Raw genomic sequence first — 14744 nt, forward strand, 5'->3', positions numbered from 1 at the left:
ATGAACGAACACGAGCAGCCTGCATTCTGGCCCGCCCAGGGAAATTTTCACCAGGGGCGGGTTTTTGTCCTTAAAGAGGATGTGATTTTTACCGTGCTGGCGCAGGAGGGCGGAATCGCCTGGATGCATGCGCGACATCCTCATTCCGGCGGCTCGTTCATTATCGCCACCGCGGTCAGCGACGAAGAGGAAGAGCGGGCCACCCGGCTGCTGAAAAACGAGTTTGCGCTGCGTGACGCGCTGCAGGACAGCTGGGCCATTCGCGCCGTCGCGTCCACCCAGTACCGGGGACGCTTCGCGCTGGTGTACGCCCCGTTTTCGTTTGAGCTGCTGGCGCGGCGCGCGGGCAGGGCGATCTCGGGGATCGCGCGCTTTATCGAGCTGGCGATCCAGATCTGCGTTCCTCTGCGCCAGATGCATCTGCAAAACCTGATCCACGGTGATATCAAGCCTGGCAATATTTTTGTTCAGCACGATGCCACCTGCCGTCTGGGCAGCTTTGGCCTTTCATGCAGCCTCTCCGGCGCCTTCGCGCAGACCCGGCTTGCCGTTTCAGGCGGCACGCCGGCGTATATGTCCCCGGAGCACACCTCCCGCACCCAGCGCCCCGTCGATGGCCGCAGCGATCTCTACAGCCTCGGCGTGGTGCTGTATGAACTCCTGACCGGACGCCTGCCGTTTGAACTGGGGGAGGACGATCGGACCAACTGGGCGCACTACCATATTGCCTCGGCGCCGCTGGCCCCGGACGCGATACGCCCGGACGTGCCGGGAATGCTGTCGACCATCATCCTGAAGCTGCTGGAGAAGCACCCCGATAATCGCTACCAGACGGTTGACGGGCTGATTGCCGACCTCCGCCGCTGCCAGGCGACGTTGACCGGTGAGGGCGAGATCGTTGCCTTTACCCCCGGCCAGCAGGACCGCACACCGGCGATTCTTCTGGCGGACTCGCTGTTCGCGACGCATCCGCAGGCGAATGACGTCATTGCCGCGTTTGAGCGGGTGGGGGAGAACCGCGTGCCGGAGCTGGTGACCATCGGCGGGCCGTCGGGGATCGGCAAATCCTCCATCATTGCGACGGCGATGAAAACGCTCCAGCAGCGTACGGTGCTGCTGGCGGTGGGCAAAGTGGATCAGTTTTCACCGTCATTACCCTACGGCGTATTAAGCTCCGCATTCCGCCCCCTGACGCTGCACCTGCTGGGCCTGCCAGCAGACGAGGTGGCGAAGTGGAAAATCCGTCTTTCTCGCGCCCTGGAAGGACACGAGGCGCTGGCCGTCAGCCTCGTGCCCGAGCTGGGCCTGCTGCTTGAGCGCAAGCCGCGCTTCCCGGCGGATACGTTTTCCATTGATGCCCGGGCGCGCTTCAGCCATATGGTGCTGGTGCTGGTGAAAACCTTTGCCTCGCAGGGCTGCCCGCTGGTGCTGGTGCTCGACGATCTCCAGTGGAGCGACGCCGCCAGCCTGCATACGCTCAACTACCTGCTGGTGAACTGCGGCGCGATCCCGCTGCTGGTGGTTGTGGCTCACCGCGACATCGGTTCGTTGTCCGAACCCACACTGCAACAGCAGCTGGCGAGCCTGCCGCAGGCGGCACAGCACGCGAGCGAAATTGTCCCGCAGGCACTCTCTGTCAAAGCCGTGTCCCGCTGGCTGGGGACGGTATTTCGTACCCGCAGCACGGCGACGACCGACCTCGCCACGCTGATCCATGAAAAGACCGGGGGCAACCCGCTCTTTGTACACGAATTTTTCCGCCGCATCGTCGATGATGGGCTGGTGGTGCACAACAAATATCAGGACAAGTGGCACTACGATCTGCAGGCGATCCGCGCCCGGCATTACACCGAAAACGTCGTCACCCTGGTGCTGGAGAAGCTGGAAGAGTTGCCCGACGAGACGCGTCGCCTGCTGGGCAGCCTTGCCTGCCTCGGCGGCACGGGCGAAATGGAGATGATCTGCCGCGTGGTTGGTATATCGATGGCGGAAATGCGCTACGCGCTGCATCCGGCGGTCATGGCGCAGCTGATCGTGCTGACGGAGAAAGCGTACTCCTTCACCCACGACCGGGTGCAGGAGGCCGCCTTTGCGCTGCTGGATCGGCATGAGAAAAGCCATCTTCATCTGACCACCGCCAGCCTGCTGGCTGACGCCGCGCGGCAGGCGGCGGGGAACGAGCTGCTGTTTCGCGCCGTACATCACGTCACGGCCGCGCTGGACAGCATCCAGCCCGCCCCGCAGCGCCAGAGGTTCCGCGAGCTGAGCCTGCTGGCCGCGCGACGCGCGAAGCGTTCGGGAGATTATCTTTCGGCGCTGAGCTATATCCAGACCGCCAGAGCGCTGGGCAACGCCGGGACGGTGTCGGACTTTATGCTCGATATCGAAGAGGCGGGCTGCGAGTTTGCGCTGGGGCACCTGGAGCGGACCCGCGAGCTGTGTGACGCCATCCTCGGCTGCCCCGGCGGGCTGACCGAAAAAGCGCTGGCGGCCAACCTGCTGGTGGAAGTCTACATTCGCCAGTCGGACAGCCGTCTGGCGCTGGAGGCGGCGCTCTGCTGGCTGGGGGTGTTTGGCATCCAGATTGGCCGCTATCCGGAAGATGCCGACTGCGACGAGGCCTGGGAACGCTTTTGCAACCGCGCAAATGACGCGCCGCAACATCTCTTTGCCCCGCTCTCGCGGATGGAGAACCCGGAAACGGAAGCGGTGATGAACCTGCTCTACAGCGCCAGCATTTGCGCCAGCTTCATCTGCCCGCGCCTGCACTTTTTACTGCTCTGCCGCATGATGCACCTGACCCTCGATCACGGCATCACCGGCGCCTCCACCACGGCGATGGCCTGGTTTGGCGTGCTGATGGGTCACCGCTACGCCGAGTATCGCCTCGGGTTTCAGTACGGCACGCTGGCCCGCGAGCTGGTGACCCGCCACGGCTACGATGCCTTTGAAGCCAAGACCCTGCTGCCGCTCGACCAGCTCAGCGTCTGGACCCAGCCTTTGTCGTTCACCATCGAGTGCGCGAAAGCCTGCTTCAGCGCGGCGGTCACCCACGGGGATATGACGATGGCCTGCTTTGCGGCCTGCCACCAGGTGATCAACTTCCTCTCGCGGGGCGATCACCTGGACGGGGTGCTGACCAGCATCGATCGCGGCCTGGCGTTCGTGCGTAAAACCCACTTCCAGGACGTGGAAAGCATTTTGATGGTGCAGCGCGGCTACGTTGAGTTCCTGCGCACGCCGGTCATCGGCACCTGGACCGCGTCGCAGGTCTTGCCCGAGGCGCTGCTTCCCGCGTCGCCGGAGCAGGCCCCGGAGCAGACCTCCACCATGCTGTTCTGGTACTGGCTCTATCGCGGCATGGCGCACTTTACCTGCGGCGAGTACGCCGACGCGCAGGCGGATCTGGAGATGGCGGGGTGGTACGCGTGGTCCGCGCCGGGGCACATCCATCTGCTGGATTACCATCTCTACAGCGCGCTGGCGCTTTCGCGTCAGCTGACGCCGGAGACCTTCTCGGCGAACCACCGCCGCAGCATTCACGCCCACTACGACAAAATCGCCCTCTGGGCGCGCATTAATCCCGGCACGTTCGCGGATAAAGAGGCGCTGATCTACGCCGAAATCGTGCGTCTGGACGGGATGAACAGCATCGCGCTTGAGCAGTACGAGAAGGCGGTCCGGCTCTCCCGCGAGGGCGGGTTTAATCCGATTAACGCCCTGGCCCACGAGCTGGCGGGCCGCTTTGCGCTGGCCTGCGGCTATCCAACCGCCTCGGACGCACACTTCCGTGGCGCCATTGCCGCCTGGGGTCGGGCGGGCGCGCAGGCCAAAGTGCGCCAGCTGGAGCAGGATTTCCCGCACCTGCTGGCCTCCGGGCAGGCGAGCGCCTATGACACGGTAGCGTTCGCCCAGAACGAGACCATCCGCGATCTGCAGAGCGTCATCAAAGCCTCCCGCGCGCTGTCGGAAGAGATCAACCTTGAGCGCTTAATCGAAAACCTGATGACGATCCTCCTCGAACGCGCCGGGGCGCAGCGCGGCCTGCTGCTTCACGTGAGCGATAGCCTCATTCCGGAGATCGAGGCCAGCGCCTGGACCAGCACCGACGGCGTGCGGGTGCGGATCCTGAAAGACGTGCCGACGGCGACCGACCTGCCGCTGTCGGTGCTCGCGGCGGTGATCCGCACCGGGCAGGAGATCCGTACCGGCAGGCCGGAGGAGTTTCACCCCTTCAGTCAGGACCCCTATCTGGTGACCTCGGGGGCGGCGGTGATGTGCGTCCCGATGTTCAAACAGGCGCGGCTGGTGGGCGTGCTGTACCTGGAAAACCGCCTGATGCCGGAAGTGTTTACCGCCGAGCACTCGCGCGTGGTCAGCCTGCTGGGCGCGCAGGCGGCGGTCTCCCTGGAGACGGCGCGGCTGTACGCCGAGCTGCTGGCGGAGAACATCCAGCGCCGCCGGGTGGAGAAAGAGCTGCGCGCCAGCCAGACCTCGCTGATGCTGGGCGAGCAGATCAGCCACACCGGCAGCTGGCGCTGGGAGCTGGAGCAGGATCTGATGTTTGTCTCGGACGAGTACGCCCGCATTCTCGGCCTGCCCGAGCAGCAAAAGACGATCTCCATGGCGGAGTTTTTGACCTTCGTCCATGAGGACGATTACGCCCGCATCAGCGCCATTGTTACCCAAAGCGTGCGCGACGGGCTCTCGATGCGCGCGGAGTTTCGCGTTAAGCGTCCCGACGGCTCAACGCGCTACATCCTCGGCATTGGCGATCCGGTGGGCGTGGGCAGCGAGGTGAACGAGTATTACGGCATCATCACCGATATCACCAGCCAGCGCGCCGCGGAGGATGCCATGCGGGTGGCGCAGGCGGATCTGGCGCGGGTGTCCCGGGCCACCACCGTCGGACAGCTGACCTCCTCCATCGCCCATGAGATCAACCAGCCGCTGATGTCGATCGTCTCGAACGCCGGAGCGAGCCTGCGCTGGCTCAACCGCGAGCCCGCCCGGCTGGATAAAGTGCGGGAAGGGCTGGAGGAGATCGCCGCGGAAGGCGCGCGGGCGGGGGAGATCATTCGCAGCATCCAGTCCCTGACGCGCAAGCAGGATCCCACCTTCTCGCGCATCGATCTACACTATCTGATCCACCATATCATCGCGCTCTCCCGCAGCGAGCTGGAGCAGCGACACATTAGCGTTGATTACCTGTTGAAGGCGCAGGACAGCTTTATCACCGGCGATAGCGTGCAGATCCAGCAGGTGCTGCTTAACCTGGTGATGAACGCCGTTGAGGCGATGGCCGAGGTGAAGGATCGCGCCTGCACCATCACCCTCAGCACCAGCAACGCGGACGGGAAAGCGATCGTTGAGATCGCCGATACAGGGAGCGGCATTGAGCCCGAGCGGCTGGAGCAGATTTTTGACTCGTTCTACTCCACCAAGCCACAGGGAATGGGGATGGGGCTGACCATCAGCGCCAGCATCATTGAGCGCCATTGCGGGAAGCTGAGCGCGCGCCGCCGGGAGCCTTACGGCACGGTGTTTGCCTTTGCGCTGCCGCTGGCGGTACAGGAAGGGTAAACGTTACTCCGCAGGCTGGCTTTTGGTCAGGCGCTCAACGGCCCTGACCAGCTCTGCCACGGAGCGCACCTGCATTTTCTCCATTACGCGGCGGCGATGCACTTTCACCGTGATCTCACTGACGCCCAGCTCGGCGGCAATTTGCTTGTTCAGCATGCCGCTTATCGCCAGCGTGAGCACCTCGTGTTCGCGCGGCGTGAGGGAGAGATGGCGCTGCTTCAGGGCGTAGTGCTCTTTATTGCGCTCGGCGTTGTTTTCCGCCAGCTGCAGCGCGGACTCAATGGCGTCGATAAGCGCGGTGGATTCGACGGGCTTGGTGAGAAATTCGTAAGCGCCGCCTTTTATGGCGCGCACCGACATCGGAATGGTGCCGTGGCCGGTGAGAAAGATAATCGGGATTTCACGCCCGCTGTCCTTGAGGGCATCTGCCACCTCAAAACCCGAGATGGTGGGCATCTGCATATCCAGAACCACGCACGAGGGGAGCTCTTCAAAGCGGTGCTGAAGAAACGCTTCTGCCGATGAAAAGCCGATGGCGTTTAAGTCTGCGGATTCCAGCAGCCCGATTACGGACTGTCTGACTGCGTCATCGTCATCAACCACATACACAATGTGTTCCATTCACCGCCCCGGTGCTGTTTTACATGTCGAGGATGCAAACAGCCCCCAGGAGAGACGTAAGGGACTGTTTATGCTGACTTTCATCTTAACACATTAAATATAATTATCATTTAACAATATGATAATCATATGAAGTATAGCGATCCGGGCGGGGCGGTGAAGGAACGAAACGCGTGCAACATAGGCAATGTGCATAAGCTCCCTCGTTATTTGTCTGTGAGGACTTTGATCGGTAAAACAGGCTACACTCTGGTTTTGAGCGCGACAAGCTGAGGAAAAGACAATGCACTACACACTGAAAGAAAGCGACAAGGATAAAGCGGAAGGGTCAAACGGCGCGGGCGCTCTGCAGCAAAAACTGCTGGAGTCCCGTTCGATTGTGATCTCCGGTGAGATCAACCAGGAGCTGGCGCAGAAAGTGATCACCCAGATGATCCTGCTGCAAAGCGTCAGCAACGATCCGATTAAGCTGTACATCAACAGCCAGGGCGGCCATGTGGAAGCGGGCGACACCATCCACGACTTCATCAAATTCATTCGCCCGGAAGTGCACGTGATCGGCACCGGCTGGGTGGCGAGCGCCGGGATCACCATCTTCCTGGCCGCGAAAAAAGAGCACCGCTACTCGCTGCCAAATACCCGCTTTATGATCCACCAGCCGCTGGGCGGCGTGCGCGGCCAGGCGACGGATATTGAGATCGAAGCGCGCGAGATCATCCGCATGCTGGATCGCGTGAACAAGCTGATCGCTGACGCTACCGGCCAGCCGCTGGAAAAAGTGAAAAAAGACACCGACCGCAACTTCTGGATGTCCCCGGCGGAAGCGCTGGACTACGGCATCGTGGGCAAGCTGATCACCCATTATGACGAGCTGAAGCTGGACTAAGTTTTTACCGCCGTGTACGTGTCGGGTGGCGGCTACGCCTTACCCGACCTACACGCCCTCGTTTGACCCATGACAAGTTCCCCCTCTGCTTTCTTACCTATAATCGCGCCTGTTTCCCCTCTCACTGGTGCTACCCATGGCGTATCAACTGAACCTGAACTGGCCGGAATTTCTTGAGAAATACTGGCAAAAACAACCCGTTGTGCTGAAAAATGCCTTCCCGAATTTTGTCGATCCGATTACCCCGGACGAGCTGGCAGGGCTGGCGATGGAGCCGGAGGTCGATAGCCGTCTGGTGAGCCATTTCAACGGTAAATGGCAGGCCAGCAATGGCCCGTTTGAGCACTTCGACGATCTGGGCGAAACCGGCTGGTCGCTGCTGGCGCAGGCGGTGAACCACTGGCATATGCCCGCCGCGGAGCTGGTGCGTCCGTTCCGCGTTCTGCCGGACTGGCGTCTGGACGATCTGATGATCTCCTTCTCCGTGCCGGGCGGCGGCGTGGGTCCGCATATCGATCAGTACGACGTGTTTATCATTCAGGGGATGGGCAGCCGCCGCTGGCGCGTGGGCGACAAGCTGCCGATGCGTCAGTTCTGCCCGCATCCGGCGCTGCTGCATGTGGATCCGTTTGAGCCGATTATTGACGAAGATCTGGCTCCGGGCGATATCCTCTACATCCCGCCAGGATTCCCGCACGACGGCTTTACCCATGAAACGGCGCTTAACTACTCCGTCGGCTTCCGCGGGCCGAACGGCCGCGATCTGATCAGCAGCTTCGCCGATTATGCGCTGGAAAACGATCTGGGCGGCGAGCACTACAGCGATCCGGATCTGACCTGCCGCGAACACCCGGGCCGCGTGGAGCAGTACGAGCTGGATCGCATTCGTCAGATGATGATCGACATGATCGGCAAGCCTGATGATTTCACAAAATGGTTCGGCAGCTTTGTCTCCACGCCGCGTCACGAGCTGGATATTGCCGCCGCCGAGCCGCCGTACGCGCCGGAAGAGGTGCTGGACGCGCTGCAGGGCGGCGAAACGCTGTCTCGCCTGAGCGGGCTGCGCGTGCTGAACGTTAACGGCAGCTTCTTCATCAACAGCGAACAGCTCGAGACGGTTGACGCGAAGGCGGCGGATGCGCTGTGCCGCTACACCGAACTGGGCCAGGCCGAGCTGGGCGATGCGCTGAAAAACCCGGCGTTTGTCGAGGAGCTCACCGGGCTGATTAATCAGGGGTACTGGTACTTCGACGAGTAGTGCGGCCTGTTGCCCGGTGGCGCTGCGCTTACCAGGCATACAACGGCGAGAACGTAGGCCGGGTAAGGCGAAGCCGCCACCCGGCAAAAACTACTCCTCCATCGCAATCACAATCGCTTCACCCATCTTCCTCAACGCCTCGCGATTTTTCTCCGTTGGCGGCAGCGCCACGTTGATCCGCAGGCAGTTGCGGTACTTCCCGGAGGCGGAAAACAGCGACCCGGCCGCCGCCTGGATTTTCAGCCGGCACAGCTGCTTGCTAACGCACACCATATCCACGTTTTCCGGCAGCTCCACCCACAGCAGGAAGCTGCCCTGCGGGCGCGTGACGCAAATCTCTGCCGGAAAATACTGCCGCACCCAGCAGGTGTAGGTTTCCATATTCTGCTGATAAATCTGGCGCATACGGCGCACGTGGCGATGGTAATGGCCGTCGCGGATAAACGCCGCCACCGCCATCTGCGTGCCCGGCACGTTAAATCCGCCCGCGGCGTATTTCATGTGCATCACCCGGTCGTAGTAGCGCCCCGGCACAATCCAGCCGACGCGCAGGCCCGGCGCCACGGTTTTGGTAAACGAGCTGCAGAGGATCACGCGGCCGTCGATATCCATGGAATGAATGGTGCGCGGGCGTGGGTACTCCGCCGCCAGCTCGCCGTAAATATCATCCTCGACAATCACGATATCGTGCCGCTGGGCGAGGGCCAACACCTGCTTTTTCCGCGCCTCCGGCATGATAAACCCGAGCGGGTTATTGCAGTTGGGCACCAGGATCACCGCCTTGATCGGCCACTGCTCCATTGCCAGCTCTAGCGCTTCGATGCTGATCCCGGTTTCAGAGTCGGTGGGAATTTCAATCGCCTTGATGTCAAACCCGCGCAGCATCTGCATGGTGCCGTGAAACGACGGCGATTCCACCGCCACGATATCCCCCGGTTTGCATACCGACAGCAGGGCGATCGACAGCGCGCCGTGGCAGCCGTTGGTGATCACAATGTCGCTTGCCGAGACGGTGGAGCCGCCGTCCAGCATCAGACGGGCGATCTGCTCGCGCAGCTCCAGGCGCCCGTCGAGCACGTCATAGCTCAGCATCTCGCTTGGGTTATGCTGCGCAAGGCGGCTCATCTCGCGCCACAGGGGCTTCAGGCTCGGCTGGTTAATGTCCGGCGAACCGCCACCAAAGGAGATCATCTCTTTGTCGGCGCGGGCGTCCAGCAGCATCATCACCTCATCCCACTGGGTGACGTCCACCGGGCGCTGCACCGGGCGCGTCATCGCCGGGACGGGCGGCTGGGCTTTGCGTTTCGAGACAAAATAGCCGGAGCGCGGCTGGGGGGTGATCAGCTGAAGGTTTTCGAGGATCTGGTAGGCCTGCTGTATGGTGCTGATGCTCACGCCATGCTCCTGGCTCAGGGCGCGCACCGACGGCAGACGCTCGCCGCTGCGATACAGCCCTTGTTCAATGCGTTCTGCCAGAAGGTTGGCCAGGTGTTGATAGCGTGTCATGCTGTATCCTTTATTTTCACCATACAGATTTTTAAACCAGTACAGATTGCCGCAAAAAACGGCATGCAGATACCGTTTTAGCGGATCTGTATGTTAAAAAAAAGTTGTTTTTGCATCTGTATTGCGCAGGTCGATTTCCAGGATGATAACCCCACTGGCACAGTGAGGAGAGCATTATGGAATTCTACGAGAATCGTTCAAAACGTCCGTTTATTGTGTTTGTCTGGATCGCAAAAACGCTGCGTAGCTGGTATCGCATCAACCGCACCCGCCGCATCCTGAGCCAGATGAGCGACGAGCAGCTCAAGGACGTTGGGTTGTCGCGATATGATGTGTGATCCACATCGTCGCCGGGTGGCGGCTGCGCCTTACCCGGCCTACTCGATCCCGTAGGCCCGGTAAGCGTAGCGCCACTGGGCGATTTTCAGCGCAACAGCGCAAGCGTCTGCCGCTTCGGCCTTTCCAGCAAATCCAGCGCCTCCTGATAAGAACGCACGTTGTTATAGCCCATCACCAGCCCGTAGCGTTTGCCCGACCCGCGATACCACTCCGAGAGCGCATTGACCTGCAGCTGCTGTTCCTGCCAGCAGCGCGCGATTTCCCGGTCACGACTTCCTTTGGTCAGGAACGCCACGATATGCATCCCGCCGTCGTTTTGCTCGGTGAAAAACAGATCGCCATATACCTCCTGCAGGGCGGCAATCATCCAGTCGCGGCGGGTCTGATACAGCGCGCGCATCTTTTTCAGGTGACGAAAAAAATACCCTTCGTTGAGAAACGTGGTGAGGATCTTTTGCGTCAGCACCGGCTGGCCGCTGGTGGTGATGTCCGCGCAGTCGGTAAAGGCCCCGACGGTGCTGGCGGGCATCACCACGTAGCCCATGCGCAGCGACGGCATAATGGTTTTACTGAAGGAGCCCATAAAAATCACCCGATCGCGCTGGTCGAGGCTTTTCAGCGACGGCAGCACCTTGCGCGTATAGTGAAACTCTCCGTCGTAATCGTCTTCGATAATCCACGCCTCGTTCTGGCTGGCCCAGTCGAGCAGCTGCTGTTTACGCGGCAGCGAGAGCGTGACCGCCAGCGGACTCTGGTGCGACGGGGTGACGATGGCAAAACGGGCGTCGCGATGGTGGCGGAGCAGGTAGTCCGTGTCGATGCCGCAGCGATCGACCGGCACCGTGTGCAGGCGCGGCACGATCCGCTTCAGCAGCTGCTGGCCCATAAAATAACCCGGATCCTCAAACACCACCTTGTCGCTGCGGCTGGCGAGGGTATCGAGGATCAGCCGCAGGCTGCCGCTGTAGCCGCTGGTGATCAACACCTGTTCAGCGGTGCAGGACAAGCCGCGCGAGATGTTGAGGTAGCTGGCGATGGCCTGGCGCAGCGGATACCAGCCCAGCACCGGCGGGTTGAGCATCTCCTCCTGACGCATGGCCCGCGTCGCCTGGCCCGCCAGCAGCAGCCACTTTTTATACGGGAAGCTGTCGAGGGCGGGGATGCCTGGGCGCAGAAACCCCGCCCGCTCGCGCTGGCTGATGAGCGAGGCCGGAAGCGTACCGGTGGGCTGCTCCGCCGGGGCATGCTTGTCCGGCAACAGTAAGTCCGGGTTAACCCGCGTGCCGCGCGCCCCCTGGCTCACCAGATACCCTTCACCCGTCAGAATGGCATACGCCGTTTCGACGGTTTTACGCGCCACCTTCAGCTCTTCCGCCAGCACGCGGATGGCAGGTACCTTATCGCCCGGCTTCAGCACGCCGCGCATAATGTTGTCGCGATAGCGGGAATAAATCTCGTGATAGCCCGGCTTCATGTCCTACCTCGTTTCACGCTTTTTGTATCTTTTTACTATGTCATGAACGGCGTAGATTTGCCTCATCGCATGACACATGCCGCACAAAAAGAGGAAAGACCATGAGCACTCGCGTTAACCACCATAAAGTTACACCTGCCCTCGCCAACGCGCTGTCTGCCCTGAGCATGGAGGTGGCAAAAACCTCCATCGATCCGGCGCTGAAGCACCTGATCGACATTCGCGTGTCGCAGCTGAACGGCTGTACGTTCTGTCTGGATATGCATTCAAAAGAGGCGAAAATCGCCGGCGAGCGCGAGCTGCGCCTGTACCATCTGGCGGCCTGGCGCGAGTCCCCGCTGTTTAGCGCCCGCGAAAAAGCGGCGCTGGCCTTCACCGAAGCGCTAACCCAGATTGGCGTTCACGGCGTGAGCGATGCGCTCTACCGCAGCGTGGCGGAGCACTTCTCGGACGTGGAGATTTCAGAGCTGAACTTTGCCATCGTGGCGATCAATGCCTGGAACCGCCTGGGGATCACCTCCCGCATGGCGCCCGGCTCGCTGGACGCGGCGTACGGGCTGAATAAGGCTAACCTGGAATAATCCCGCGCTCGCGGATCATCGCCACCAGCGCCCGCAACCCCGGCGGGACGTGGCGATGGCCTGGATAGTACAGGCGCAGCCCGGCAAACGGCTGCGCCCAGTCGTTTAAGACGCTCACCAGCTCCCCGCTTTTCAGCTCGTCCTGAATATAGAGTTCCGGTAAAAATCCCACCCCTAACCCCGCTTTTACGGCGCGGATCGAGGCAAAAAGATCGGACGTCGCAAAGCGCGGCGGCACGGCAAGCGCGTACGTTTCACCCCGACGGGCCAGCTCCCAGCGGTAGATCCCGCCGTGGGCCATACGCATGCCGATCCCCTGATGTGAAAGCAGATCGTCCGGCGTCTCGGGTATGCCGTGAAGGGCGAAATAGTCCGGCGTGGCGGTGACGAGCTGGCGGATCTCACCGGTCAGCGGCACGGCGATCATGTCCTGCGGAACGGACTCTTCGAGGCGGATCCCCGCGTCATAGCCTTCGGCGACGATGTCGATCATCCTCGCTTCGCTCACCGTTTCCACGCGCATTTTAGGGTAGCGGATCATGAAGTCGATCAGCAGCTGGTCCAGAAACAGCGTGCCGATATGGTTCGGCACGTTGAGGCGCAGCGTTCCGGCGGGTTCCCCGGTGTCGCTGTGGATCTCTTCCCCGGCGAGACGGATCTCCTGTAGCGCCGGGCCGATACGCGCCACGTAGCGCTGCCCGGCGTCGGTGAGCGCCACGCTGCGAGTGGTGCGGTTGAAAAGTCGCGTCTGAAGGCGGCTCTCCAGCCCGGCGATGGCGTTGCTGACCGCCGTGGCGGACATCCCCAGCTCCTGCGCCGCACCGCGAAAGCTGCCGCGCCGCACCACCGCCATCACCACTTCCAGCTCTGTCAGACCTGAACGATGCATAGATTATCCTGAAAATCGAAACAACCCTTGCAGCATAGCGTGGATTATCGCAACGGAGAAGCCGTGACAGACTGGTCTCACACAGCCTGAGGAGGTTTATATGCACACCATCGAACAGATCTTTATTAACGGCGAATTTGTTACCCCGCACGGTACCGAGTGGTTTGATTTGTACAACCCGGCGACGGCGCAGGTTATGGGTCAGGTTCGTCTGGCGGATGAGGTTGACGCAGCGCGCGCCGTTGCGGCGGCGAAAGCGGCGTTTCCGGCGTGGTCCCGGACCACAAAGCAGGAACGCATCGCCGCGCTGAAGCGCATGCACGCCGCCGTGGCCGCCCGTCACGACGATCTGCTGGAAGCGGTCATTGAAGAGTACGGCGCGCCCGCCTCGCGCTCGGCGTGGATGGCAAGCTATCCGGCAGAGGTGATTGCTCAGGCCATCGAGGCGCTTGAGGCGTTTGAGTTTGTCACCTCCGCAGGTGCCGCAACGGTGCAGATGACGCCGCTCGGCGTGGCCGGGCTGATTACGCCGTGGAACAGCGATGCAGGGTTTATCTGCGGCAAACTGGCGGCCGCGCTGGCGGCGGGCTGCACGGCGGTCATCAAGCCGAGCGAAATGAGCGCCCTGCAAACGCAGATTGTCACCGAAGCGCTGCGCGACGCCGCGCTGCCGCCGGGCGTGTTTAACATCGTCACCGGACGCGGCGAGACGGTAGGCGAAACCCTCAGCCGCCATCCGGACGTCGCGAAAATCTCGTTCACCGGTTCCACGAATACCGGCAAGGCGATCCTGCGCAACGCGGCGGAAAGCTTTAAGCGCGTCACGCTGGAGTTGGGCGGTAAATCGCCGACGATCCTGCTGGATGATGTGGATCTCGAGCAGGCGATCCCGCTGGTGATCCAGGCCGGGTTTATGAACAGCGGGCAGGCGTGCGTGGCCGGGACGCGCATTCTGGTGCCTCACTCGCGCAAGGCGGAGATCGAAACCGCGCTGGCGCAGGCCGTGACGGCGGTGAAATCCGGCGACCCGCGCAACAGCACGACAGACGTCGGCCCGATGGTCAGCGAAAAGCAGTGGCTGCGGGTGCAGGGCTATATCCGCAAAGGAATCGCAGAAGGGGCGCGCCTGCTGGCGGGCGGCGAAGGGCGACCGGAAGGCACGCGGGACGGCTGGTTCGTGCGTCCGACGCTGTTTGCCGACGTGAACAACCAGATGACGGTTGCCCGCGACGAGATTTTCGGCCCGGTGCTGTGCGTAATCCCTTATCAGGACGAGGCGGAGGCGATCGCCATTGCCAACGATACCGAGTACGGCCTGAGCGCGATGGTGCTGGGCTGCGATGTGGACCGCGCGCGACGCGTGGCACAGCAGATTGTTTCCGGTCGCGTGCTGGTGAACACCCTGGCTCATGAACCGAAAGCGCCATTTGGTGGCTTCAAACACTCCGGCGTGGGGCGCGAGATGGGCGAGTGGGGAATTCGGGCGTTTATGGAGCCGAGGTCGATGGTGGGCTAAAACCCGCCCGGTGGCGCTGCGCTTACCGGGCCTACATGAGCCGTAGGCCGGATAAGCGCAGCGCCATCCGGCACAACGCTTCGCTCCTTGC

General features: G+C 61.9%; 10 protein-coding genes. 6 read left to right on the plus strand and 4 right to left on the minus strand.

Annotation, left to right across the window (positions count from 1 at the left end; genetic code table 11):
- Nucleotides 1-5583, plus strand: a complete 5583-nt coding sequence (locus tag ACEPLT_RS02725; RefSeq protein WP_447088325.1) for a trifunctional serine/threonine-protein kinase/ATP-binding protein/sensor histidine kinase — start codon at nt 1-3, stop codon at nt 5581-5583.
- Nucleotides 5584-5586: 3 nt separating this feature from the next.
- Here the strand turns inward: ACEPLT_RS02725 and ACEPLT_RS02730 are convergent, their stop codons facing one another.
- A complete protein-coding gene (locus tag ACEPLT_RS02730; RefSeq protein ID WP_048028672.1) occupies nt 5587-6204 on the minus strand; it encodes a response regulator transcription factor in 618 nt (205 codons plus the stop codon).
- A 283-nt stretch (nt 6205-6487) separates the two neighbouring features.
- Between ACEPLT_RS02730 and ACEPLT_RS02735 the strand changes: the two genes are divergently transcribed.
- Both ACEPLT_RS02735 and ACEPLT_RS02740 read left to right on the plus strand, forming a co-directional pair.
- Entirely contained in the window at nt 6488-7090 is a 603-nt protein-coding gene (locus tag ACEPLT_RS02735; RefSeq protein ID WP_008501342.1) for an ATP-dependent Clp protease proteolytic subunit, read from the plus strand.
- A 136-nt stretch (nt 7091-7226) separates the two neighbouring features.
- Entirely contained in the window at nt 7227-8348 is a 1122-nt protein-coding gene (locus ACEPLT_RS02740; RefSeq protein WP_008501341.1) for a ribosomal protein uL16 3-hydroxylase, read from the plus strand.
- 90 nt (nt 8349-8438) lie between these two features.
- Here the strand turns inward: ACEPLT_RS02740 and ACEPLT_RS02745 are convergent, their stop codons facing one another.
- A complete protein-coding gene (locus tag ACEPLT_RS02745; RefSeq protein ID WP_232928531.1) occupies nt 8439-9854 on the minus strand; it encodes an aminotransferase-like domain-containing protein in 1416 nt (471 codons plus the stop codon).
- A 176-nt stretch (nt 9855-10030) separates the two neighbouring features.
- Between ACEPLT_RS02745 and ACEPLT_RS02750 the strand changes: the two genes are divergently transcribed.
- Nucleotides 10031-10192 (plus strand): DUF1127 domain-containing protein, encoded by a 162-nt coding sequence (locus tag ACEPLT_RS02750; protein ID WP_032675878.1) that lies wholly within the window; start codon nt 10031-10033, stop codon nt 10190-10192.
- 86 nt (nt 10193-10278) lie between these two features.
- Here the strand turns inward: ACEPLT_RS02750 and pdxR are convergent, their stop codons facing one another.
- Nucleotides 10279-11667, minus strand: a complete 1389-nt coding sequence (gene pdxR, locus ACEPLT_RS02755; protein WP_032675880.1) for a MocR-like pyridoxine biosynthesis transcription factor PdxR — start codon at nt 11665-11667, stop codon at nt 10279-10281.
- Between the two features lie 101 nt (nt 11668-11768).
- Between pdxR and ACEPLT_RS02760 the strand changes: the two genes are divergently transcribed.
- Nucleotides 11769-12248 (plus strand): carboxymuconolactone decarboxylase family protein, encoded by a 480-nt coding sequence (locus ACEPLT_RS02760; protein WP_014882392.1) that lies wholly within the window; start codon nt 11769-11771, stop codon nt 12246-12248.
- Here the strand turns inward: ACEPLT_RS02760 and ACEPLT_RS02765 are convergent.
- A complete protein-coding gene (locus ACEPLT_RS02765) occupies nt 12235-13137 on the minus strand; it encodes a LysR family transcriptional regulator (protein WP_447088326.1) in 903 nt (300 codons plus the stop codon). The genes ACEPLT_RS02760 and ACEPLT_RS02765 overlap by 14 nt on opposite strands.
- Before the next feature lie 100 nt (nt 13138-13237).
- Between ACEPLT_RS02765 and ACEPLT_RS02770 the strand changes: the two genes are divergently transcribed.
- Entirely contained in the window at nt 13238-14653 is a 1416-nt protein-coding gene (locus ACEPLT_RS02770) for an aldehyde dehydrogenase family protein (RefSeq protein ID WP_232928529.1), read from the plus strand.
- The last annotated feature ends 91 nt before the right edge of the window (nt 14654-14744 follow it).

The sequence above is a fragment of the Enterobacter sp. fkY84-1 genome (genome assembly GCF_052974705.1).